The sequence below is a fragment of the Streptomyces lycii genome, from assembly GCF_009735685.1.
GTDB classification, from domain to species: Bacteria; Actinomycetota; Actinomycetes; order Streptomycetales; family Streptomycetaceae; genus Streptomyces; species Streptomyces lycii.
Genome location: NZ_WHPN01000380.1, coordinates 1 through 23,681, shown reverse-complemented (window position 1 = coordinate 23,681; position 23,681 = coordinate 1). Strand labels below are relative to the sequence as shown.

Here is a 23,681-nt window from a genome sequence, read left to right as displayed (position 1 = left end):
GCTGGCTAGTGTTCCGACTCATCATGGGCACCCCCTGCCAGTTCTTCGCGGGCGGTCTCGCGGTTGAGCTGGATGTCCCGGCGGATGTTGGCGGCGAGCCAGGATTCGCCGGGTGTGTGGCCGTGTCCGGCGTAGACCCAGTGGGCGACCACGTACGTGGTGGTGTCGTGTTCGTCGGGGTCGGGCAGGCCGAGGGCCCGGCGTTCCTGCTGGGCGCGGTAGTCGGCGCGGACCTGCCGCAGGGCTCCGAGGGTGGTGGAGTAGCGGCGTGACTTGGTGGAGAAGTGGCCGCGGAAGCCGAGCATGTGCGCCCAGGCCCACAGCCGCCGGTCGGGGTAGGCGGCATCCAGGTCCCAGCAGGCCCGGATGAGGCGGCGGGTGTGGTCGGGCAGGTCGGGCCGCTTGTCGAGTTCGGCCAGCTCGCCAATGCGCCGGTCCAGGGTGCCGGTGGTCTCGGCTGCCTTGGTGGCGTACTTGGCCAGGTAGGCGGCTACGGCCTGTTCGGTCAGTTCCTCGCCGTCGTCGGTGGCGATGGGCCGTACGTCCACCTGCTGCCCCCATGCCAGGGAGCGGGCCGGGTGGCCGCCGGCGGGCGGGAGGTCAAGGCGGGCGCGGGATGCCGCCGCATGGATGGCGTCGGTCAGCAGGCCGATGCCGGCCCAGGCGGGCGGGGTGGTGTCGGGTCCGTCGGGGCCGTCGAGTCGGACGATGGCGTGGAAGTGCACGGCGCCCCGGCGCTGGAATTCGGCGACCTTGCCGAAGGAGACCCGGGCCGTCTCGCGCAGCGCGGTTTGCGTGATCCCGGCGCGGTGGGCGATCTCGCGGCGCAGGTAGATCGTGAAGCGCTGCCAGAGCTGCCCGGCGTGGTTGTTCCACAGCACGGCCCCGGCGTAGTCGTAGGTGTCCGGGTCCAGGGCGGTGCCCAGTTCCGGGGCGTCTTCGCGGTGGGCGGTGCCGCAGCGGCAGCGGCCGGAGGCGGAGCGGTTGTGGACGGGGCCGAAAGAGGGAGCGGTCAGGGTGGCGAACACCTTCGGGTGCGCGCGCACCGTGTGGGGCGTTCCCTTGTCCGGGTCACCGGTGAGCCCGGCGCGGATGAGGTGATAGGTGTCTCCGGCATAGGTCCAGGCGCAGGCCGGGCAGCGCGAGGCACGGCGGTTGCCGCAGGCGACGCGGAGCCGGCCGCCGGGTTCGCTGCTGGTGTCGTAGGCGAACAGGGTCTGTCCGGTGGTCCGGTCTTTGGTGGCGGTGGCGCCGATGAGGTGGATCGGTTCGGCGCAGCCGCCGGTACGGCGGATCTGGTCTTGCCAGCGGTCGAAGCCGGGAGACCCGGCCACCCTCAGCAGGTCGCCGAAGGTGGTCGGGTCCAGGCCCGCCAGGGTGGCGGTATCACTCACGCGGCCACCTCCAGCGCGGCCGGGGCGAGGGGGCGCAGGACGGCGGTGGCGAGCGGGGCGGGGACGGCGTTGCCGATCTGCTCGAACTGCTTGGTGCGTGAGCCGGCCCACGGGTAGGTGGCGGGGAAGCCCTGGAGTACGGCGGCCTCACCAACGGACAGGCGACGGATGGGGCGGCCGTCGGCATCGATCCAAGAGACGTCGTTGAGGGCTTTGCCGAACAGCAGGGTGGGGGCGGGTTGGTCCAGGCGCCGGCGGGTGGCGGCCGGGCGGTTGCCGACCTTGAGCAGCCAGGACCGGGCGCGGCCGGTGATGGCCCAGGACGGGCCGGAGGTCGGGAAGCGGTTGCCGCCGGTGGTGTGGTTCCCGCGGGTGATGACGTCGCCGGGCGGGCAGCCCAGGACCTCGCCCATGGTCCTCCAGGGCGGGAGGCCGTCGCCGAAGAGGCTGGCGGGGGTGCCGCCGTCGGCGTGGGTGGGCTCCGGGGGGCCGGCCGGGCGGGTCCGGGAGGCGATCAGGAACGCGCGGCGACGGGTCTGCGCCAAGCCGAAGTCGGCGGCGTTGAGGATGCCGGTCCACGTCGAGTAGCCGACAGCGGTCAGGGCGCGGCCGGTGTGCTCGAACAGGGGCAGCGCCGCGGGGACCTCTTCCAGGGCGATCCACTCCGGTCGCAGGTCCAGGGCGTAGCGCAGGGGCTCGACGACGAGCAGGGATCGTGTGTCGACGCAGGTTTTCCGCAGTGCGGCGCGGGTGTCGTGCCCGCGGGCGAGGTCTTCCAAGGCTTGGTGGCACAGCGGCAGGTCGGTGTTTCCGGCCCGTAGTCCGGCGGCGCTGAAGGTCTGGCAGGGCGGGGAGCCGATCAGCCCGCAGACCTTTCCGCGGAGCGGTGCGGTGGGGTAGGCGGCGACGTCGGCGCGGATGGTGGTGTGCCCGGCGGCAGCCCGGGTCGCGCACACGACCGGGTCGATCTCGATGCCGACGTCTCGCAGACCGAGGGCGCGCAGACCCTTGGACCAGCCACCGGGGCCGGCGAAGAGATCCAGGGTGGTCATGGCGGTCACCGCCCGGCCCGGACGACAGCGGCGGGGACGCGCTTTCCGGAGCCGTGGCAGGCGGGGCAGGTGGCGGTGATGGTGCGGCGGGAGCCGTCCGGGTCACGGTGACCGGTGGTCACGGCGACGCGGGAAAAGCCGGCGCAGTCCGGGCAGCGGTCGGCCAGGGCAGGGGTGTGCTGAGGCATGATGAGGAGGCCCTTTCAGGTCGTTGATCTGGGATGGGTGGGGCCGTCCGGGGCGGCGGATACTTGGCGGTAGAGGCCGCCCCGGGCGGCTAGGAACGGCGCCGAGCCTTGGCGCGGGCCGGGCGGCGGGCGCGGTTGAGGGTCAAGCCCAGCCCGCAGGAGGCGGAGAGGACCGCGACCAGGGACGCGGCGATGATCTGCGCGGTGAGCGCCACGGCGAAGAGGATCGCGACGGCACCGGCGGTGATGGTGAGCGTGAGCAGGATCGGCCCGGCGTAGGAGCGGGGCGCGGCCTGGACGATGACGACCGCGTTGGTGTCGGTGCCGGGCGGGATCTGCCGGTACAGCTCGCTGGGGATGTGGCCGGCGCGGAGCTGTGCGTCAGGCTGTCGCATAGCGGTGCACCTCCTTCACAGGCAGCGGTGGGTACGGGCGGCGAGTTCAGCGGCGGCACGGCTGTCGTAGTCGGCGGAGAAGCCGCAGCGCGGGGCGGTGCAGGCGGCGGTGTGCTTGTCCTGGCCCCGGCCGTCGTAGTAGGTGCCGACCTCGACGGGCCCGATACGGAGCACGTCGCGGAAGCGGTTCGGACGCGGCATGGCGGATCTTCCTTTCAGGTGAGTTGAGCGGCGATGGACTCCGCCAGCGGGGCGGGCACCCCGAGACGTGCGCGGAGCGTGCTGGTGTCGATCTGTTCACCGGTCGTGGCGCGGTGCTGGTCGGCGATCTTCCGGGCGTGATCAACCAACGCGGCCGGGACCGAGGCAGCGGGGGCAGGCGACGAGGCCGGGGGCGCGGGGAGAGCCGGGGCCGACTCGGTCGGCTCGGCCTTCGGGGCATCGACCTTTCGAGCCGGTTCGGTGACCGGGGCGGGCGGTCGGTCCGCCGTGACCACCGGGGCCGGATCCGGTCGCGGTTCGGCCGAGGTGGAGTCGGCGGGGGTGTGAACGAGGAGGGTTCCACCGAGGAAGGCCAGGGCAGGCCAGCCGGCGACGAGGATGCGCAGCCAGGCCGGGACGTGGTCGAGGTCGAGGAGTCCGGCGGTGGCGATGTTCGCGCCGAGGCTTGCGGCCAGGGCGACCAGGAACCAGCACCACGGCCCGGCTTTGGCAGTCGCGGAGCGGAGCCGGTGCCAGGCGGCGACCAACAGCAGATCCACGCTGATGGGGTAGGCCCAGGCCTTCCACCCGTGCTGTCCGGCCGCTTCGGCGAGGTCGTGGAGGTGGGCGAAGGACAGGGCACCGGCGATCACGGCTTGCACCAGCACGGCATCCAGCCGGGCGAGGTAACGGCGCATCACGGGTCTCCTTCCAGTGGTTGCGATGGGCCGGGGAACGGGCGGGACGCGGAAGCGGCCGGCCGCCCGTCCCCCCGGGCGCGGTGGGCTACTCGGTGGCGAGGCCGCTGCCGAAGCAGCTCAGGCAGATGCCGTTCTGCTGGCCGACGGTGCGGCGGGTGCGTCCGACGCGGACCGAGACGGCGACCTCGCCGGTCCCCCGGCACGGCTCACACGGCGGCACGGTGGGCATGGTCTTGCGCGGGCGGCGGGCGGTGCTCTTGCGGGGCGTGGCCACGGGTGATCACTCCGTTTCCGGCATGGCGGGGGTAGGGACCTGGCGCGAGGAACGGCCGCGCCGACCGATGGAGCAGAGGGGGTGTTACTCGGTGACCGGCCGGGGCTTGACCAACGACGGAGCACCCGCAGGGACCGGCGTGGGTGCCGTTGTCGGCAGGGCCGGGCGGAACGGGGCCAGGGCCGGGACGTCGGGGGTCATGTGCGCGTGCTCGACGCAGACGGCGGCGGCCTCGGTGGCGCTGATCTGCGGGGTGCGGATGCGGGACCAGCCGCCGGAGGAGTCACCGGCCACCGCGAGCCCGGGCCGGTCCGCAGGGATGGCCGTGGCGGCGAAGACCGCATCCGGCGCGATGTCGCCCAGGGCCATCTTCGCCGACGCTTCATCGTTGACGCGGTGGCAGACCCGGCCGGTGAGCTGGGCCCGCAGCATGGTCGCGCCCTTGCCCAGCTCGGAGCCGAAGCGCTGCCCGCACACCTCCAGATAGATCCCGACCGCACGGGCCATCTGCGCGAGCCGGATCATCTGCGTGACCATCTGGTCCCGGCGTTCCTCATCCTTCTTCGCGGCCGTCATGAACAGTTCGGCCACCTCATCGACCAGCACCACCACCGGCGCCGGCCGGACCGTTTCGGGCAGTTCCCACAGGTCGGAGACACCGTGTTCGCTCAGCAGGTCGAAGCGGTCTTCCATCTCATCCACCAGCACCGGCAGCAGCTCAGCCGCCGCATCCGGAGTCGTGGCCAGAGCGGACAGGCGGGGCGCGTAGCGGCCCTGTTCCACGCCGCGCTTGCAGTCGATCCCCACCAGGGCCACCGGCAGCCGGGCCAAACCGGCGATCAGGTTGCGCTGATACACCGACTTCCCCGACTGGTTCGCCCCCAGCGTCAGAGCGTGCGGAACCTGCCGGTAGTCCCGGACGTAGACCGTGCCGTCATCGCGCAACGCGACCGGCACCACCATCGGACCCGAGGGCAACCGGCGGCGCGGCATCCGGACCCGGGCCAACATGTCGTAGCCGGTCATCCGCAGTTCCACCACACCCGGTTTCGCCTCACTGACGTGCACGGCGTGGACGCCCCAGGCGTGCCGTAGACGCTCGGAGGCAGCCACCACATCCGCAGGCTCCAGGCCGGCCGGAAGGCGCAACATCACCCGCAGGCCCGTCGCCGATCCCCACACCCGGCGGATCTTCGGCGGGACCGGCCGGACCTCCCGGCGCCGGGCCAGGTTGCGGGACACGAAGGCCCGCAGGGAGGAGGGGCGCACGGTCAGGCCGCACACCTCCATCGTGGCCCGGTAGGTCACGATCAGCCGGACCCATGCCACCGGCAGCCCCATGGCCAGCCAGTACACGCCCGGAGCCCGGAACTTCGCGTACCCCAGGCCGCCGACGACGGCTAACAGAGCGGTGATCACCAGCAGCGTGGACAGGTCCGGCATGACTCAGACCCCCGCAGTGATCGCGACCGCACGGAAGCTGATCCCGTGCCGCGCCTGACCGTTGAAAGTGTTCTCCCAGTCCCGGGCCTTGAGCCCGACCACGGAGACCGGCATGCCCGGCGTCAGCCCCTCAGGCACACCCGTCTTGGGAACGGTCACCTGGTACAGGTTCCCCTCACCCTCATCCGAGATCAGCAGCCCGACCGTCTGGAGCGGAGCACCCGTCTCCCGGTCGATGGCGACTTCCCCGGTCTGCTTGCTGACGAGCTTGTCCACCGGAGCGGTGGCGACGAACACGACAGCGGTCGAAGTGTCGATCTTGAAGGACGGCATGTGTCTTACCTCCCGCATGGGCTCAGGCATATGAGTGCCTGGAGCCAAGTCACTTACTGGCTTGAGCCAGTACTGGCTTAAGCCAGTAAGACACACGATGGGTTCAGCGTCAAGCCAGTGGCTTGAGCCAGTTGTATGCTGGTTGGCATGACCCGTCCCGACGACCATCCACAGCAGCCGCCGAGCCGGCGCATCGCGGCAGATCTCCGCAAGCAGATCGAGCAAGGCCAACTCGCGCACGGCGAACGACTGCCGTCGGAACGGGTTCTCGCCGAGCAGTACGGCACAGCTCGCAACACCGCACGGGAAGCGATCCGCCTCCTCGCCGAGCAGGGGCTAGTGACCTCACAGCAAGGCCGCGGATCCTTCGTGCGTAGCCCTGAGCGCCTGTTTCGCTTCGGTAGCGATCGGTACTCGCTCAAGAACCGCGCGACCGGTCTTACGCCCTTCCGGCTGGAAGCCAAGAAGCAGGGCAAAGAACCGCGGATCGACGTGCCCAGCATCGCCCGGGAAGTACCTCCCACTGACGTTGCCGAGCGGTTGAAGGTGCCGGCCGACGAGCCGAGCGTTGTACACCGTGAGAACCACTACTTCGCCGACGACGAACCGGTTCAGATCGTGTCCACCTACCTCCGCTGGGAGGAAGCCCAAGGCACCCGACTCATGGAGCGCAAGAGCGGGGCGAACGGGATCTACGGACGACTCGAAGAACTCGGCCACCGCATGACGGACATCCGCGACGAGATCAGCGCCCGGATGCCGACGCCGGAAGAGGCGCGAATCTTGCACCTTCTCCCGGGCGTCCCGGTTCTCGAAGTACTGCACACGAGCCTTGACCAGGACGGAGAGCCGTTCGAAGTGTCCCGGTACGTCCACCGCGCCGACCGAACCGGACTGCTCTATGAGCTGCCGGTGGAGCAAGAAGAAGCCGACCAGGACGCCCAATGACTCACGACGGAACGCGGCCTCTCCGCGTACGCCGGCTGACCGACGCCGATGTTTCGAAGGCCGCATCAGTGCTGGTCGAAGTGCACGCGAGCGACGGATACCCGGTGGAGGGGGTGGCGCAGCCGGAGGAGTGGTTGAGGCCCCCGGGGCTCATCGCCTCTTGGGTCGCTGAGCTTGACGGGGATGTGGTCGGCCATGTGGCGATCAGTCGGCCCGGAGGAGAGCAAGCCGCAAGCATGTGGCTTAAGCAGAGCGGATTGGACCCCGACCGTGTCGCGGTACTGGGAAGGCTGTTCGTCTCCCCCGCAGCGCGGCGACGTGCCGCCGGCGAAGAGCTGATGAAAGCAGCGCACGAGTACGGCCAGGCCCATGGGGTCCGTCTGGTGCTGGATGTGGTTGCCAAGGACCAAGCCGCGATGCGCCTCTATGAACGGCTGGGCTGGAAGCGGATCGGGCGAGCCGTCCACGAGTACGGCGAAGGCCAGCGCACCGACGCATTTTGCTACGTCTCGCCGGAGTCGTAGGCCGGGCTGTTAAGAGTTCCCCTACCTCATCAAGCACCCGGCTCCGCTACCGCTCCGCCGGGCGGGCTCCCGGCTCCGCTCGGGGGCGCCGCTCCTGCCTTCGGCCCGCTCCGCCCCCGGCTGCACCGACGCCCGCCCACACAATGGAAAGAGCCGAAGCTATAAGGGCGGGTGCCCGACCAACACAGTCACGACCAGAGACATGCCTCCGGCGGGGGCGCTCCGGCTCCGGGATGGACGGGGCGCCGCTCGCGAGTGCCGGCCGAATCGGGTGAGCAGTGGGCTTCCATCCCGTCCACCGCCGACCCAGGCAGAGCCGAGCAGACGCGGCCCAGGGCGTCCAGGTCGTTCGTACAGTGGCGCGCTCCACCTGGACGCCCTGGACCACGCCCGCTCCACGGTGTGTGGGTCGACGGCAGACGGGATGGAAGCTGGGGTAGTTGGTGGCAAAGCAAACAGTGCAGCTTCACTCAGTCGGCTAGCAACAAGCACATCACAGTGACTGGCGCAACAGGCAGTGACAGTCGCATGTTCTTGCTGGTCACAGGGCACATATAACGATGAGGATGCGCCTCAAAACCACTGAGGACCAGCTAGGTCCACTGAGGACCAGCGAGCTATAGTCTGGACAGCACGTCCACGAAAGTGTGGTTTCCACTTTCACTGTGCCGGTAAAGATCGACGCAGCGGATGAGCAAGAACAGGCTCCGAGCAGAGGAGCCCGGCCCTGGGGGCTAGCCAGAGCCGGGCTCGTGCGCGGAGTTGTCGAGCGAGTCCGGCCGACTAACAAGCGGCCGGGCTCGCTTTGCTTTGCCCAACCTTCGTCCGGTCCCATGCTCGGCATCAGCGCGCTAGCGCGCCAGCTGCTCCACACAGCTCGCGATCGCCGTAAGGGCCGAGAGAACTGCAATCAAGATCTGGGCCTTCGTAGGCCGCCCGCCCTGATCGTTCTCAGGCTCTTCTGACGCTCGCTCTCCTGCCATGTCTCACTTCCCGTCGGGTTGAGCTACCCCTAAGGTTCCGGGGACCTCGACTCCTCTAGCCGAGGCGCGAGTTGGACCGGAAGTGGACGGCAGAAGCATATCTGGTGCCACCGACAGTAGGCCGTGCGCGCGCGTGCAACGCCGACCCCATGGGTTACGGCAGGGCCTCCTTCGACGGGGTGATGGGCTCACCGGACTTACGTACTGGAGGCAAGACACTCCACGGGAAGTTGATCCACCGGTCGGTCCGCTTCCAGACGTACTCGCACTTCACGAGCGACTGCGGCTTCTCGTATATGACCGCGCAGCGCACATCGGCGACGTGCCCGGCGCAGAAGTCGTGCACCAGCTTCAGCGTCTTGCCGGTGTCGGCGACGTCGTCGGCGACGAGGACCTTCTTCTGGCTCAGGTCGACCACGTTGGGGACGGGCGGCAGCATGACGGGCATCGCGAGGGTCGCGCCGACACCGGTGTAGAACTCGACGTTCATGACGTGCAGGTTCTTCACGTCCAGCGCGTAGCCGAGGCCGCCGGCGACGAAGAGGCCGCCGCGCGCGATGGAGAGGACGATGTCCGGCTCGTAGCCGTCGTCGGCGACGGCCTGCGCCAGCTCGCGGACGGCGTCCCCGAAGAGGGAGTAGGTCAGATTCTCGCGCTGCTCACTCACTGCTTGTTCTTCCGTCCTGCCGTACTCAGACCTGGGTGCGATGGAAATTGAGGTAGGAGCGGGACGGCGTCGGCCCGCGCTGGCCCTGATAGCGGGAGCCGTACTTGGCGGAGCCGTACGGGTGCTCGGCGGGCGAACTCAGCCGGAAGAGGCACAGCTGCCCGATCTTCATGCCGGGCCACAGCTTGATCGGGAGCGTCGCGACATTGGACAGCTCGAGCGTGACGTGCCCGGAGAAGCCGGGGTCGATGAACCCGGCGGTGGAGTGCGTCAGCAGTCCCAGCCGGCCGAGGCTGGACTTGCCCTCCAGCCGCGACGCGAGGTCATCCGGCAGGGAGACGACCTCGTACGTCGAGGCGAGGACGAATTCCCCGGGGTGCAGGATGAAGGCCTCGTCACCGTCGTGCTCGACGAGCCGCGTCAGATCGGTCTGCTCGACGGAGGGGTCGATGTGGGGATAACGGTGATTCTCGAACGTCCGGAAGAACCGGTCCAGCCGCACATCGATGCTCGACGGCTGGACCATCCCTTCGTCGTACGGATCGATCCGCACCCGCCCGCTGTCGATCTCGGCACGGATGTCCTTGTCTGAGAGAAGCACGAGGGGAAGGTTACGCGTACGCCGCGGGCCCGGCCCAACCGGACCGGGCCCGCGCGCCGCGACTGCCTGGGCCGGGGCGGCCTGCACCGGGGGTGCCGGAGCCAGGGCTGCCTGGAGCCGGGGCTGCCTGCACTGGGGCTGCGCGCGCTGGGGCTGCCTGAACCGGAGCTGCCTGCACAGCCTGTCGGCGGGGCCGGCTGCTCCGGCGTCCGCTCCTGCCGCTGTCCCGGTCACCGTCCCGGGACTCGACTCGGACCGCTGTCCCGGTCACCGTCCCCGGACTCGACTCGGACCGCCGTTCCTGCCGCTGCCCCTACTGCTCGCCCCGTGCCGCTTGCCCCGCGCCGCTTGTCCCCTGCCGCTGCCCTACTGCTGCTCGTCACCGATCGAACCGACCGGCACCGCATGCCGCAACCGGGCACAGCGCGGACAGCGAAGGAGCCGCCCGGGCCCCAACCGGCCGGACCCGAGATTCTGCATCGGGAACGACGCGGTGCTGAACACGTGCCCTTCGGCACAACGAACGACGGTGCTGCGCTCCATCGGTCCCTATCCCCAATCCCCATCTGACGTGGACGGACGAAAGCCACGTTAGGGGATGGCACGGACAGCGGCGGAGGCGGCACTCCGCCCCCAACCGTACGCCCCAACTCGCGCGCCCCACACCCGTGTCCCACCTCCGGCGCGCCGGACAGCGAGCGGCCCCGCACGACACCGGGCACCCCGGGCACATGCCCGCGCACCGGCTGTTTCCCACCTCGGAGACACCTGGCCGGAACAGCACGAAGGCCCCCGGAGCGCGTACGCCGGGGGCCGGTGATGAGGTACAGTGTGCGACGGTAAGAGGGCTCAGCGACCTCTTCGCGCGGGTGTAGTTTAATGGTAGAACATGAGCTTCCCAAGCTCAGAGCGCGGGTTCGATTCCCGTCACCCGCTCCACCAGAAAGCCCCAGGCCGACGGCCGGGGGCTTTTTTCATTGGCAGGACTCACCCGCTCGACCGGGGCGCCGGACGGGACTTGAACTTCCCCGTCCACAGCCTCACGGACCATCCGGGCGAGCCCACGGGCCGGCTTTCTCCGGCGATCGATGCCAGGCAGCACAGAAATCCCACCCTTGCCTCCAGGCCGAACAGTCAGGCACGGCATGTTCGGGCCCGCGGGCCCCCACGACCGCCAAATAGAAACGGGGATGCAAAAGCCGTTAGCCGCTCCAGCTTCGCCGGCCAATCCATTACACGCCTTGAGCAACCTTGACCGCTATATCCGATTCGTCTCTCAAAGAGGCGGACTGGAATCAGGGATCGCTTGGGACGGAGGACGCCATGAAGCTCCGCCACTCGCGACACCCTCACCTCCACAGGAGTGGGGGGAGCGCGGGACTCCTCCCGAGTGCGCCGGCCTCACCGAGAGCAGTCTGGAAGCCTGCAAGGACGCCTCCGATGTCGGCACCACGATAGGGGCAGGGTTGATCATCGGGCTCTGGGCAGCCGTGGATCTGATACTCGCCCTCACTTACTTCGTCTACCGGCTGGGCCGCAGGCAGTCCCGCGAATAGTTCGTGGAGCCGGTGAGACGACCCGAGAGCCGACTTTCACAGCTTGCCAAGTGGTGAGGTCGTCCGGACGGCAAATGGACGCACCTCGGGATGCAGCAAGGGTCGGCGGCCGCATCGCTACCCAGGACCGTGCCACTCTCGCGCCAGAACGTGCGGAGGACCACGGGGAGTCAGCGGCACCAGCGGGCAACGCGCCGGAACTTGTCGACGGCGGGTTCACGCAGGTCACGGTCACACCACCGGTCACCCCACCTTCCTCCTGTAGCGGTGTGCACGATGGCTGATGCGACCATCTGAGGGTGACCGATGCCCAACTGCCCTCGAAATGGACCCTCCAGCGGATCCGTGACGTGTCCGGGGATCAAGAAGCGGTCGGCCTGGACACCGACCGGGCGGTGAGGTGGGTGGCTGGCCCTGGGGCCCACGAGATCCTGCACCCACAGATCGTTCTTGGGTTTCACAGCCTGTGCCTCGTGAAGCCCGTCGATGACGACGACTGGTACATGGGCAGCCTGTACGACGACGGCAGCATCGACTGTTGGGCCGCCTACGGAGACCTGTACGAGGCGCTACGCGGCCTCTGAGAGCTTGCGCCCATCCGCAGCCACCGTCGCCCGCCCCGCCCACACGGCTGATGGGAGTCCGCAGACGGGAGGAACCCCAGCCGGCGTACGGCTGGGGTTCCTCAATGCGGTGCGTGTCGGTCAGCAGGTCAGCAGGTGCAGCTGCCCGCGCCGTAAAAAGATCGTCCGGGCGCCGGCAGACCGCACCTGATCCCGGTCACCATGGACCGGGCAGATCAGCGCTGCAGGGTGAGGACACCCGGCCGCCAGGGCAGCTGGTCGTAAGGGCCGCCCGCGTTGGGGTCCTTGCCCTGGTAGAGGAGCTGCAGGTTGCAGGGGTCGATGGTCATGGTCTGGTCGGGGTTGCTGCGCACCAGGTCGCCGTGGCTGATGTCGTTGGTCCAGGTGGCACCGCTGTTGGCCTTGCCCGCGAAGGGGTTGCTCTCGGTGGTTGCCTGCGGGGTCCACGAGCCGTTCAGGCTGGAGGAGGTGAACGAGCGGAAGTACCGGCCGTTCGCACCCATCGCCTCGACGATCATGAGGTACTGGTTCTGGTCCTTGACCTTGTACACCTGCACCCCTTCGAACAGGTTCTCCCTCGAGTCGGTCATGATCGTCGTGTACGACGAGCCGAAGTTCCCCGGGAAGTTGCCGATCGGCATGCTCGCCCGGTAGATCCTGCCGTTGTCACCGGCGAAGAACAGGTACATGTTCTGCCCGTCGGCGATCAGGGTCTGGTCGATCGGCCCGGTGCCGGAGTCGGAGATGCTGCCGGTGAACAGCGACTGCGGCGAGGACCAGCCGTTGGCGTTGGTGGGGTCGCTGGAGGTGCGGTACATGAAGGGCGACGCGCCCCACTGGTACGCCAGCACCCAGATGTCCTTGGGCGCGAAGTAGAACAGCGTGGGCGCCACCGTGCCCTGGTTCATCCCGTTCTGGCCGGTCGACGCCATGTCCGACCAGTTCGTGAAGGGGCTGAAGTTCATCGAGCCGTACGAGTTCCCCGCGGTCGACCCGTAGACCAGGTACTTGCCGTTGTGCACGACGCTGGTGAAGTCCTTGAGCGCCGCCCATCCGTTCGACGGCTGCGCCAGCGCGCCCGTCGACGACCACCGGTACGTCGACGGGAGAGCACATGCCTGCTTCGACGACGGGGCGCCGGAATCCCCCGTTGCCTCGCCGGCGACCGACTGAGCCGGGTTGGCCACGAGCGTCGCCGCTAACGTGACCAGGGCCGCGACCGCGGTGGTGAGCGCCACAGGCAGACGCCTGCGGCCAGACCTTTCCTTGCGCATGGGGACCTCTCAATCCTTGGGTGGGGGTTCCGGGCGGCCCCGTCCGATGCCGCCCGGACCTGGGATGTGGTGCGGTTCGCAGCGCTGCGTGAGCACCGGGCCCGACATGGCCACGGGCCCCTCAGGTCGTACTCGGCTCCGGAGCGAGGCCACGGAGCGAGGTCCGGAGCGAAGCAGACGTCCTCCGGTTGCGCGGGAGGCGGCAGGAGAGGGTGCATGACGAGTACATGACATACATGACCCTTTCAGCCCTGGTGCGCGACTCGGAGGCGCGCCCCGCCGTGTGAATGATGCGGCCTGAGTGTTCGAGATAACGAACAGCAGTCGAAATGCCGAGCAACCTGAATGATAGGGAACCGATGAACGGCGTCAACACTTCCCGCAATACTTTCGCGACCGCGCCGAAACTTTCGTAAGGCTCTTCTGGCGCAACATCCCAGGTCAAGCCGGTCGAACGACCGGTTTCGATTCCCGTCATCCGCTGCACGAACCCCGGGTCACCGACTCGGGGGTTCTCTTTCTCGGCACCTGGGGCCGGGCGTTCCCGGAACTTCACGGTGGAGTGTGGGGGGCACCGTCGACCGGACTGCTGTGGACTGGCCCGGGTGTGGTCCGGTCGGGGCCGGGGCCACACCGGGATCGGAGGCGGGGACCCGGGATCCGGGACCACTGTCGCTGACCGGGATCGAGAAGGCTGGGATCGGCACCGGGACCCGGGAGCAGGCCCCGAGCAGCCGCTCCCGCCCCTCAGCTCTCCGCCGGCTCCCCCCGGCGCTCCGGCTCCAGGCGGCGGATGCCGAAGTCGCGGGTGACGGGCGACAGGTAGGCCAGCAGGGCGGAGAAGACGATGCCGCTCCAGCAGAAGACGGCCCACGGCAGGAAGTCGAAGTTCGCCACGCCCAGCGTCCCCGCGATGAACGCGCCGGAGACGGTCCAGGGCATGAGGACCTCGGTGAGGGTGACCGAGTCCTCCATGCTCCGCGAGAGGTTCGTCGGGTGCAGGTTCCGCTTCTTGAAGGCCTCGCCGTACAGGTCGTTGATGAGGAAGTAGGTGACCAGGGCGTTCGACGTGCCGTTGATGACGGTGAAGCCGGAGAGCAGCGTGGCCAGTACGAGGCTGCCGGTCGATCGCAGCTTGTCGATCAGCTTGCCGATCAGGAGGCGGAGGACGCCGGAGTTCTCCAGCGCCGCGGCGAAGAAGAACGCACAGAAGACGAAGAACGCCGAGCTGTACATCGAGTGCAGGCCACCGCGGTTGAGCAGCTCGGTCAGGGGAGCCGATACGTCACCGGGCAGCATGTCGGTGGTGAAGCCGGTGACCGCGGCGTCCAGCGTGTCGGCGACGCTGAAGCCCTGGACGAGCACGGCGAGGGCGGCGGCGGTCACCGAGGACAGGAAGAGCACGATCAGCGGGGGCTTGCGCATGGCCGAGCCGACGAGGACCACGGCCGGCGGCAGGAGCAGCACCGGGTTCAGGGCGAAGAGATCCCGCAGCTCGGCGACGGTGCCGTCGATGACGCCGAGGTCGACCGAGCCCGCGTGGATCGAGAGCCCGGCGAGCAGGAAGACCACGATCGCGAGGACCGACGACGGCACCGCCGTGTAGAGCATGTGGCGGATGTGCTCGTAGATGTTGGCACCGGCCGCCAGGGAACTGACGTTCGTGGTGTCGGAGAGCGGTGAGAGCTTGTCGCCGAAATAGGCTCCCGAGACCACGGCACCGGCGGTGATCGCCAGGGATACGTCCATCGTGGCGGCGACGCCCATCAGGGCGACGCCGACCGTGCCCGCCGCGCCCCAGGACGTTCCCGTGAACGTGGCCACGATGGCGGTGACGGCGAAGGACAGGACGTACAGGTACGACGGGTTGATGAGTTCGAGGCCGTAGTCGACCATGAGCGGGACGGTCCCGGCGATCATCCAGGTGCCGATCAGCATCCCGATGCTGAGCAGGATGAGGATGCCCGGCAGGGCTCGTTTGATCTTCTCGCCCATGTCCGCGAGGACCTGCTCCAGACCGACGCCGTGGCAGGCGGAGAAGACCGTGAACGCGATGGCCGCGCATATGAGCATCAGCTCCGCGGGGAATTCCAGGATCCCGATACCACCGACGAAGATCGCCACGGTGACGGCCACCGGAATGAGCGCCACGGCGAGCCGGGGCTGGGGGAGCGAACGTTTCTCGGTCTGCTCGGCCGACGCCGTGTCCTGCGGGAACTGCACTGTTTCCTCCCGGGCATGAGTGGTACGGGACGTGCGGACGCGGTCAGCCGGCGAGCCGGGCGAAGGCCCGGTCGAGATCCTCGATCTGGCTCTGCGCGCCCTCGAGTCCCACGGAGAGCCGGATCAGGCCGGGCCACGGGGCCGAGGCCGGGTCGTCGGTGGCGCGCGACGGTGACGTCACGAGGCTCTCGTAGCCGCCCCAGCTCGGGCCGATCCGGAAGAGGCTCAGGGCATCGATGAACCGGGACACCCGCGCGAAGCTGCCCTCCCGCAGTTCGAAGCTGAGGAGCCCGGAGAAGCCGCTGAACTGGGAGGTGATCACGTCCTCGTCCGGGCCGTGGTCGGCGTACGGATGGTGGACGGCGGCGACCTCGGGGTGCGCGCGCAGATGGTCGACGACCCTCAGCGCGTTGCGTTGGTGCTGCTCCATCCGCACCGGCAGGGTCCGCAGTCCGCGGAGTACGAGCGAGGCCTCCATGGCGGACATGACGGCACCGAAGAGCTGGTGGCCCCGGTAGAACAGCTCGCGGATCAGGTCCCGGGAGCCGATCACCGCGCCACCGAGGACGTCGCTGTGTCCGCCGATGTACTTGGTCAGGGAGTGCACGACGATGTCCACGCCGGCCGCGAGCGGCTTCTGGAAGAGCGGTGTGGACCAGGTGTTGTCCATGACGGTGCGGATGCCGCGGCGTCGCGCCACCGTGGTCAGCGCCCGGACGTCCAGGACCTTCATGAGCATGGTGCCCGGGCTCTCGACGTAGATCAGCGCCGTGTTCTCGCGGAGGTGCTCCTCGGCGTCGGCTGCCGGGTCGGTGAGGACCGTGTGCTCGACCCCGAAGCGCTCGAGGTGCTGGGCGAGTTCGATCGTCGGGCCGTAGACGGTGTTGACGAAGAGCACGTGATCACCGCTGCGGAGGAGACCCGCGAGGACGGCGCCGATCGCGCCCATGCCGGAGCCGAAGCACTTCGCGGCCTCGCCGCCCTCGAGCAGCGCGAGACGCTCCTCCAGGAAGGCGACCGTCGGGTTGGTTCCCCGGCTGTACACGAAGTTCTCGTGCTCGGCGGCCTGCTGCCGTGCGAACTCCCCGAAGGACGGCTTGGTGAAGAGGCTCGTCTGGTAGATCGGGGGCGCCACGGCACCGGGTTCCGCCCCCGGGCCGTCCCACGCGCCCATACAGATCTGCTGGTCGGTGCTGTTCACCTGCGCCCTCCGTCGCGGACATGCGTGGCTACGGCGACGGAGCTTCCGCGAGCCGCCGAACGGAGGAAGCTTGTAATATAAGCTGCTACGTAGTCAACACTTTCCGGCGAACGCATACGCCCGGCAACGGTCCGTACTGCCGGACGCAAGCCGCTCAGTAAGCTCACGGGCGAGGGCCACTTCGACCAGGGGGCGAACGCTTTGGCAGACACGGCAAAGGGAGCGTCCGCGCAGCAGCCGGCGCGGCGCGGCGCGATGCGCGCCCAGCCGCGGTCCCTGACCACCCAGGTCGCGGAGTTCATCGAGGAGCTGTGCGTGGGCCCGGACGTCAAGCCCGGCGACCAGCTGCCTCCGGAGGGTGAGCTGGCGGCGCGGTTCGGGGTGAGCCGGGTGGTGCTCAGGGAGGCGATGAAGACCCTTGAGGCGCGCGGCCTGGTGCAGCGCCGCCAGGGCAAGCCGGCCGTCGTCGCCTCACCGAACGCCCTGCCGGTGGAGAAGTTCGTCGCGCTCGCGTTCCTGCGCGACAAGCGCGCCCTCATGGAGTTCACCGAGATCCGCAAGGCGCTCGAGGTGCACGGCGCCCGGCTCGCCGCGCAGCGCGTCGCGGGCCCGGAGGAGCCGCAGACCCGGCCGCACATCGCCCGGGCCCGTGAGGCGATCGCCGAGCAGCGCGCCAACCCGCTCGACATGCCCACCCGGATACGTACGGACGTCGCCTTCCACCAGGCACTGGTGGCGGCCTCGGGCAACGTCAGCCTGACCCAGATCCTGGACGCCCTGGAACGCTCACTCGCCGAGAGCCGGGAGGAGAGCCACCGGCGCTACCTCGCCACCGGGGCCGATCCGGCGGGCTCGGCCACCGAGCACGAGGAACTGCTCGACGCCGTGCTGACCGGTGATCCGGCGCAGGCGGTCGCCGCGATGGAGCACCACCTTCACGTCACCTTGCAGGAGATCGAGAGCCGCCCCGAGGGGGACGGGGCCGAGTAGTCCGCCGCGGCGCCTCGGCCCCCGGCTGCCACTGCGGCCGTTCACACGGGTGGACGCGACGGGAACATTCCGTCCGGCCGGCGCAGTTGCAACCGAGTGACCGGTGCCGCACGGGCGGGGGACACGGGAGCCGCAAGGCCGTCCGCGTCGCCACCAGGGCCGGGCCCCGGATCGCGGCAGCCCGCCGCGCACTCGGACCATGACGTAGTTCCGCAGGAGGACCGTTTCTCATGACTGACCGGCCTTTGACCCTCATGGCAGTACACGCCCACCCCGACGACGAGGCCACCGGAACCGGAGGGATCCTCGCGCGGTACGCCGCGGAAGGCATCCGCACGGTTCTCGTGACCTGTACCGACGGCGGTTGCGGTGACGGGCCGGGGGGCGTCAAACCGGGTGATCCCGGGCACGACCCGGCGACCGTCGCCTCGATGCGCCGTAAAGAACTCGAGGCCAGCTGTGACGTACTCAAGGTCAGCGATCTGGAAATGCTGGACTATGCCGACTCCGGGATGATGGGCTGGCCGAGCAACGACGCCCCCGGGTCCTTCTGGCAGACGCCCGTGGAGAAGGGCGCCGCCCGGCTCGCGGAACTCATGCGGCACTACCGGCCCGATGTGGTCGTCACCTATGACGAGAACGGCTTCTACGGCCACCCCGACCACATCCAGGCCAACCGCATCACGATGGCGGCCCTGGAGATGACCCCGCTGACACCGAAGGTGTACTGGACCACGATGCCCCACTCGGGATTGCAGCGGTTCGGCGAGATCATGAGCGAATTCCAGGAGGACATGCCGGAGCAGGATCCCGCCGAGGCCGCCGCGCTCGCCGATATCGGCCTCCCCGACGACGAGGTCACCACGTGGGTGGACACCACCGCGTTCAGCGGTCAGAAATTCGACGCGCTGGCCGCGCACGCCAGTCAGGGCGAGAACATCTTCTTTCTCAAAATGGGCAAGGAGCGGTTCGGTGAGCTGATGGGCATGGAGACCTTCGTACGGGTCCGGGACACCACCGGCGCCGCCGTACCCGAGAACGATCTCTTCGCCGGACTGCGCTGATCCGCCCGCGCGCCCGGGCCCCGGCCGTGGCCCGGGACGGCCCGTCGGCCTCAGGAGGTCAGCTCACTCCACCGGAATCGACTGCGCGTGATGGAAGACGTTCGCCGGATCCCAGCGGCGTTTCACGGCGACGAGGTTCCGTTCGTTCTTGCGGAAGTTGTCGAGAAAGTAGAGCCACAGCGCGTCATCGACGGTGCCTTCGGCGTGCGTGCCGAGAACGCTGTCCGGGTAGTTGTAGTACGCGCCCGCGACCGTTCCGCCGGGATCGCCGGCCGGGTCGGGAGTCCCGCCGTATTCGGCGTAGACCTCCCGGTAGAACTCGTTGATCCATCTCAGATGGGCCTCGGCCTGGGTGTCGTAGGGAGCCCGGTTGCCCTCGCCGGGGCGCGAGGCATTGAGCCAGTAGGTCTGGTATTGCAGCTTCATGATCGCGTCGCGTTGGGGAACCGCGGTCGCGTCGGGGGCGACCCGGTTGATGGCCCCGCCGTAACTGTCGACCTGCAGGAGACTCTGGCTCATGTCCGGCTCGGAGACCCCTTTCGGGGTCGTGTTGAGCCAGCGGTGGATCGCAGCGACTTGATCCGGCGGGAAGGCCTTGTTCATGTACGCGGACTTGTACTTGCCGAACTGGTTGGGCCCCGAACCGTTCAGGGTCTGCAGCGCTTCGAGATAGGTGACGTGCTGCACGCTCTCGTTGCCGACGATGGCGGTCGTCCAGCCCGGATGGCCGCCGAGCGGCTTTCGCAACGGCGTGTGGCCGACGATTGCCCCGAAGCGCGTACGCGTTTCCGTGTACCGCCGCTCGACCTGGGCCCGGTGTTCGGGGTGAGTGACCCCTTCGGCGGACACGGATTGGACGATCATGCCCAGCTGCCCGGACGATGCGTGCGTGAGCTTCAACAAGCTGAAGTCGGTCTCGGGCATGTCGCTCACGAACTCCGCATAACAGGCGAGCAGGTCCGCGAAGGAACTCTTGTCGATCGACTTCCAGTCCCAGGAGAGGGTGTAGATCGAAGCGGACTCCGGGGCCTCGGGCAGCTCCTCGAAGTAGTAGCGCAGGATGACACCGAAATTGCCGCACCCGGCACCCCGCAGGGCCCAGAAGAGGTCTCGCTCGTCCTGCGAGGCGCTCGCCGCCGACACGTGGTGCAGCTCGGCCTTGTCCGAGGACGCGTTCCAGGTCACGATGTCGACCGCGCTGAGGTGATCGACGGTCAAACCGCGCAGTCGCGACAAGAGGCCGTATCCACCGCCGGTGATGTGTCCCCCGGAACCGACCGAGTAGCAGCTTCCCGCCGGAAGCGTCCTGTTGAAACCGTTCAGCAGGCCCCGGTAAACGGACCAGTTCTCACAACCCGCCTCGACGAAGAACGCGGCCCGTCGTTCATCCCAGCCGATACGGTTCATCGAGGACATGTCGACGATCGCCTTGGTCGTGCCGTTGTAAGCGAAGTCCTCGTAGCAGTGGCGCCCGGACACGACCTTGACGTCGCGCCCGTAACGGGAGACGGCTTCGCCGACTTGCGCGACCGCCTCGGCATCGTTCCTGGGGACATGGACCGCCTCCAGCTCCGAGGCGAACCAGCGCCGGTCGAAGCCTTGCCGGTCGCTGAGCACGACAGGACGACGGGAACCGGTGCTCGCTGACGTGGTGGTCATGTTCGGGGCTCCATGAGCGAGAAAGGACGGTGTGGCCGGAGAGCGCTGCCGTGAGGGCTTCAGTAGCCGCGCTCGAGGAAGTTCGCCCGGGCCCGGTCGTCGTATTCGATCGCCCCGACTTCCCAGTAGTTCTGCCAGTAGTTGGGCGTCTGGTTGCGTTGGACCATGTGATAGGTCCACTGAGCGGTCAGCAGCCAGAGCACCAGATTTCCGGACAGCCCGCTGACCGGACACACCGGCTCGTCGAAACCCGGGATGTCGAGGACGCCCGCGCCGTCGCCGCTGTGTGTGTTGATGGCGACGTCCACGTGGTCGCCGAGAGAGCCGGCACCCCCGTTTCCGTCGAAGGGGCCGAAGGCGACGACCATGGCGCCGATCTGCCCGGCGTACCGAGCGACCTGGATCTCGTCGCTGTTGTCGGGGCTGATCGCGCCGATGAGCACGATGTCATTGGCCTTGAGCTGCGTCTTGTACAAGTCGTAGGGCTGCATGATCATGCTGCCGGCAGCCGTCTCGTAGGCCTCGTTGACGAACATGTTCTGCGTTCCCTCGTAGGGCGTTCCGGCCTGTGGATGCCCGTACACGAGAAGGCGCGGGGGGTCGGCGGACCCTGCGAAGAGCAGAATGCGGTCGGCCCAGGCCCGCGCCACGCGATCGATCAGCTCGAACTCGTGCTCGCGGATCCGTGCGAAGCTCCGCAGAGCATGGTCGAGGTATTCACGGGCCGCGTCGGCGCCGTCATCGGATCCCTCGGTACTGATCTGCTTGCACAAGGCGGCCGTGCAGGCCCAGTAGACCAGGAATTGCGAGAGACCGCTGGAAGAGATGATTTTGAATTCGGGAATCCCCGGAGTCGAGATCACTCCACAACTCCAGGTGCAGCCGCTGTCGAGCACCCGGTCGCAGATCTGCTCGAGCGAGGTGGCCATCTTGACCGGCAGAAGAGCCCCGAGAGGGGTCTTGTAGAAGCGTACATAACTGCAGGTGATGCCGACGGTGTACGCGCCCCGGGCGCGAGCTTCGTCCGGGCCGACATCGGGAATGGTTCCCTTGTCGGGGTTGATGAGCGACGCGCCGTTCGTGAGCAGGAAGTCGCCCGGTCCCATCCGGCTGTAATCCGCTGAGATGTTCCGGTCTGCACGCTGCGGCAGCACCGAGGGCTGCCCGGGAATGCCGGGGCTCGCCGCGAACATGGCGAAGTGCCCCACCAGGACGTGCGAGAAGATCCGGCCGCCGGAGGCCCGGCACTCGTAGGCGACCTTCATCGCCTCGCAGATTCCGGTGATCTGGGTGTCCCGGATGTGCCGGCCGATGCCCTCGATCTCCGCCTGGAACAGCTCCATGTAGGGCGTGCCGGCCAGAGGGGGGCCGACGGAAGGGTCGTTCATGCGTGTTCCCTTTCAGCTTCCGCGCGGATGAAATCACCTGACAGGCACATATTCGGTGATCGCCTGCACGGCCGCATTCGAGCTGCACGCATTTCGCAGACCGACCCTCTTGCCAGCCATGCTGACGGGGAACTCGGGGGTCTGCAACGCGGCAGCGCCCATACGAGTACACGAGTTTGCGGATCCGCGAGTCCGGGAGTCCGGGAGTCCGGGAGTCCGGGAGACGTGGGAAGTGCACGGGTCCTGGGAATGCGCGGGGCCTGGGAGTGCACGGGTCCTGGGAATGCGCGGGTCCTGGATATGGAATGCGCGGGTCCTCGGAACGCGCGAGCCCTGGTGTCGAGCCGGCAGCTCGGTCCCGGAATTCGCCGTGCGCGCGCGGCGCAAGGGCCTGCGCGCCACCCGGCGACCCTGCGAGACTCTCTCCGCGCGCCCAGCCGGGGAGGGCCGGGCCCGCACCGCGACTTCTGGGGGGTCATTCCATGGCGTCAGCGCCCACCACGTCCGGCCAAGCGCCGGACCGGGGCATCTTCGACTGCGACGAAGCCCATCGCAGCCCGCTCCGCACCGATTACGAACGCATCTTCAATTCCGGTGTGGTCGTGCTCGACACCAACGTGCTGCTCAACCTCTACCGCTCGAACGAAAGCACCCGCCGGGACACCCTTGCCGCTCTGGCCAAGCTTCGCGAACGGCTCTGGATTCCCCACCAGGTGCTCACGGAATTCTGGCGCAACCGTGAGTCGCCCGCCGTCCGCCATCACCATGCGACCAAGGCGAACGAGGCGGTAGCCGCACTCGACAAGGCGGTCGGCGCGGCCAGGACGGCGGTGAACACCTGGCTGACCGCCGTCCAGCTCAAGGACGACGACGAGGTCACCCGGCGAACCGACCAGGATCACGCCGAGCTGTCAGAAGCCGCCGGCCGCCTCAAGGCGTTCATCCGGACGCAGGCCGAGTGCGACGCGCTCAAGGAGACCGCCACCACCCACACCGATCCGGTGCTCAAGGCACTCGAACCGCTTCTGCTCGGCCGGATCGGCGAGCCGTTGCCACCGGATCAGTACGACCAGGCCGTCAAAGAGGCACAGGAACGCGCCGACGAAGGCATTCCGCCGGGCCACGAGGACTTCCGCACCAAGGACCCCGAGCAGGCCGCCGGTGACTACCTCCTGTGGATACAGCTCATGGCGGAGGCCCGGCACCGCGCGTGTGACGTCCTGCTGGTCACGGGGGACGTGAAGAAGGACTGGTGGACCAACCGGGGGTACGGGATTCCGCCCCGGCCCCGTGCCGAACTCGTTGTGGAGCTGCGCGAACAGGCCGGGGTGGGTCTCTACATGCTGACCCCGAGCGAACTGCTCCGCTGGGCCAAGGAGCTGCTCGAACTGAACGTCGACGAGGGCTCGGTACGCGACCTGGAGCAATTGGGCGAGGCAGTGACCACCGAGGAACCCGCGGAGGGCTCCTGGACGGCGGAGTCGCTGGCGGCGTTCATGGACGAGCTGATGGTGCGCTACCCCTCCCGGGTCAAGGCGATCGTCACCGCCGCGGCGAACGGCGGATTCGTGGACCGGGAAACGGTGTACGAGCGCGCCGGGTACAACGAGACGCGCAGGCTCCGCGGCTTCACTCAGCCGATCGGCACCCTGTCGAGGGACCTGCAGTCGATCGGAGTGCTCACGGGCAGCGAGCCGTTCCTGCTCACCACCGTCTACGGCCACGCCATCGATCCCTCCTGGGCGAAGGGGTTCCGCATTCCCGACGAGGTGATTCCGCTGATCCGGAAACAGTTCGAAGGCAGCGAGCTGTGGCAGCCCGGAGGCAGGGGGGAGTCCGGGAGCGAACTTTCCGACGCGGAGTAGGAGCGGAACCGGAGCGGGGCAGGAGGGGACGGGAGAGGGACGGGAGAGGCGGCCTGTGCCGCGGCCGATGTCCGTACCGGGACCGGGGCCTGTGACGGTGCCGGTGCCGGTGCCAAGCGGCGCAAGAGGACGGGACCGGGAGCCCCGGCCGGGATGCGGGCCCGGGCCGCGGG

General features: G+C 68.6%; 20 protein-coding genes, 1 tRNA gene and 1 pseudogene. 6 read left to right on the top strand and 16 right to left on the bottom strand.

The genetic code is table 11. The annotated features are described in order from the left end of the window. Positions 1-5 precede the first annotated feature (5 nt). The 9 genes from repSA to GCU69_RS25985 form a co-directional block, all read right to left on the bottom strand. Positions 6-1,394, bottom strand: a complete 1,389-nt coding sequence (gene repSA / locus GCU69_RS26025) for a replication initiator protein RepSA (protein WP_156207343.1) — start codon at positions 1,392-1,394, stop codon at positions 6-8. After that, positions 1,391-2,446, bottom strand: a complete 1,056-nt coding sequence (locus GCU69_RS26020) for a DNA cytosine methyltransferase (protein ID WP_156207342.1) — start codon at positions 2,444-2,446, stop codon at positions 1,391-1,393. Before GCU69_RS26020 ends, repSA begins: the two co-directional genes overlap by 4 nt. 5 nt (positions 2,447-2,451) lie before the next feature. Further along, on the bottom strand, positions 2,452-2,634 hold the full coding sequence (locus tag GCU69_RS33280; protein WP_156207341.1) for a hypothetical protein: 183 nt from the start codon (positions 2,632-2,634) through the stop codon (positions 2,452-2,454). Between the two features lie 89 nt (positions 2,635-2,723). Next, positions 2,724-3,029 (bottom strand): hypothetical protein, encoded by a 306-nt coding sequence (locus tag GCU69_RS26010; protein WP_156207340.1) that lies wholly within the window; start codon positions 3,027-3,029, stop codon positions 2,724-2,726. Between the two features lie 15 nt (positions 3,030-3,044). After that, positions 3,045-3,230: a mobile element transfer protein gene (locus tag GCU69_RS26005; RefSeq protein ID WP_156207339.1), complete on the bottom strand. Its 186-nt coding sequence runs from the start codon at positions 3,228-3,230 to the stop codon at positions 3,045-3,047. A 14-nt stretch (positions 3,231-3,244) separates the two neighbouring features. Next, a complete protein-coding gene (locus GCU69_RS26000) occupies positions 3,245-3,928 on the bottom strand; it encodes a DUF2637 domain-containing protein (RefSeq protein ID WP_156207338.1) in 684 nt (227 codons plus the stop codon). Between the two features lie 88 nt (positions 3,929-4,016). Beyond that, entirely contained in the window at positions 4,017-4,205 is a 189-nt protein-coding gene (locus GCU69_RS25995) for a hypothetical protein (RefSeq protein WP_156207337.1), read from the bottom strand. An 84-nt stretch (positions 4,206-4,289) separates the two neighbouring features. Beyond that, complete coding sequence (locus GCU69_RS25990; RefSeq protein ID WP_156207336.1) at positions 4,290-5,648, bottom strand: FtsK/SpoIIIE domain-containing protein; 1,359 nt, start codon at positions 5,646-5,648, stop codon at positions 4,290-4,292. A 3-nt stretch (positions 5,649-5,651) separates the two neighbouring features. Continuing rightward, a complete protein-coding gene (locus tag GCU69_RS25985; RefSeq protein WP_156207335.1) occupies positions 5,652-5,981 on the bottom strand; it encodes an SCO3933 family regulatory protein in 330 nt (109 codons plus the stop codon). A 147-nt stretch (positions 5,982-6,128) separates the two neighbouring features. On the opposite strand from GCU69_RS25985, the gene GCU69_RS25980 reads away from it, so the two are divergent. Both GCU69_RS25980 and GCU69_RS25975 read left to right on the top strand, forming a co-directional pair. Then, complete coding sequence (locus GCU69_RS25980) at positions 6,129-6,929, top strand: GntR family transcriptional regulator (RefSeq protein ID WP_156207334.1); 801 nt, start codon at positions 6,129-6,131, stop codon at positions 6,927-6,929. Further along, positions 6,926-7,453 carry a GNAT family N-acetyltransferase gene (locus tag GCU69_RS25975; protein ID WP_156207333.1) on the top strand — a complete coding sequence of 176 codons (528 nt, stop codon included), beginning with the start codon at positions 6,926-6,928 and terminating at the stop codon, positions 7,451-7,453. The genes GCU69_RS25980 and GCU69_RS25975 overlap by 4 nt, the downstream gene beginning before the upstream one ends. Positions 7,454-8,590: 1,137 nt before the next feature. Here the strand turns inward: GCU69_RS25975 and GCU69_RS25970 are convergent. Further along, a complete protein-coding gene (locus GCU69_RS25970; protein WP_156207332.1) occupies positions 8,591-9,103 on the bottom strand; it encodes a phosphoribosyltransferase in 513 nt (170 codons plus the stop codon). Between the two features lie 25 nt (positions 9,104-9,128). Next, positions 9,129-9,704 carry a dCTP deaminase gene (gene dcd, locus GCU69_RS25965; RefSeq protein ID WP_098752715.1) on the bottom strand — a complete coding sequence of 192 codons (576 nt, stop codon included), beginning with the start codon at positions 9,702-9,704 and terminating at the stop codon, positions 9,129-9,131. A gap of 865 nt (positions 9,705-10,569) precedes the next feature. On the opposite strand from dcd, the gene GCU69_RS25960 reads away from it, so the two are divergent. Continuing rightward, positions 10,570-10,643 (top strand) — tRNA-Gly (locus tag GCU69_RS25960). Positions 10,644-12,059: 1,416 nt separating this feature from the next. Here GCU69_RS25960 and GCU69_RS25950 read toward each other — a convergent pair. The 3 genes and pseudogenes from GCU69_RS25950 to GCU69_RS25940 form a co-directional block, all read right to left on the bottom strand. Beyond that, positions 12,060-12,962 (bottom strand): annotated as a pseudogene (locus GCU69_RS25950) (non-reducing end alpha-L-arabinofuranosidase family hydrolase); the annotation flags it as partial. A gap of 903 nt (positions 12,963-13,865) precedes the next feature. Continuing rightward, complete coding sequence (gene nhaC / locus GCU69_RS25945) at positions 13,866-15,341, bottom strand: Na+/H+ antiporter NhaC (RefSeq protein WP_156207330.1); 1,476 nt, start codon at positions 15,339-15,341, stop codon at positions 13,866-13,868. 43 nt (positions 15,342-15,384) lie between these two features. Then, the gene (locus tag GCU69_RS25940) at positions 15,385-16,542 is read right to left on the bottom strand and encodes a trans-sulfuration enzyme family protein (protein ID WP_176604653.1); all 1,158 of its coding nucleotides are present in this window, start codon (positions 16,540-16,542) and stop codon (positions 15,385-15,387) included. Positions 16,543-16,743: 201 nt separating this feature from the next. Between GCU69_RS25940 and GCU69_RS25935 the strand changes: the two genes are divergently transcribed. Then, the gene (locus tag GCU69_RS25935; RefSeq protein WP_218037980.1) at positions 16,744-17,532 is read left to right on the top strand and encodes a FadR/GntR family transcriptional regulator; all 789 of its coding nucleotides are present in this window, start codon (positions 16,744-16,746) and stop codon (positions 17,530-17,532) included. Positions 17,533-17,762: 230 nt separating this feature from the next. Continuing rightward, entirely contained in the window at positions 17,763-18,596 is an 834-nt protein-coding gene (locus GCU69_RS25930) for a PIG-L family deacetylase (protein ID WP_098754081.1), read from the top strand. 63 nt (positions 18,597-18,659) lie between these two features. Here GCU69_RS25930 and GCU69_RS25925 read toward each other — a convergent pair whose 3' ends face one another. Both GCU69_RS25925 and GCU69_RS25920 read right to left on the bottom strand, forming a co-directional pair. Further along, entirely contained in the window at positions 18,660-20,255 is a 1,596-nt protein-coding gene (locus GCU69_RS25925; RefSeq protein WP_098754080.1) for an FAD-binding protein, read from the bottom strand. A gap of 59 nt (positions 20,256-20,314) precedes the next feature. After that, complete coding sequence (locus tag GCU69_RS25920) at positions 20,315-21,643, bottom strand: phosphoheptose isomerase family protein (protein ID WP_156207329.1); 1,329 nt, start codon at positions 21,641-21,643, stop codon at positions 20,315-20,317. 482 nt (positions 21,644-22,125) lie between these two features. On the opposite strand from GCU69_RS25920, the gene GCU69_RS25915 reads away from it, so the two are divergent. Further along, positions 22,126-23,508, top strand: a complete 1,383-nt coding sequence (locus tag GCU69_RS25915; protein WP_098754078.1) for a PIN-like domain-containing protein — start codon at positions 22,126-22,128, stop codon at positions 23,506-23,508. Positions 23,509-23,681: the final 173 nt, after the last annotated feature.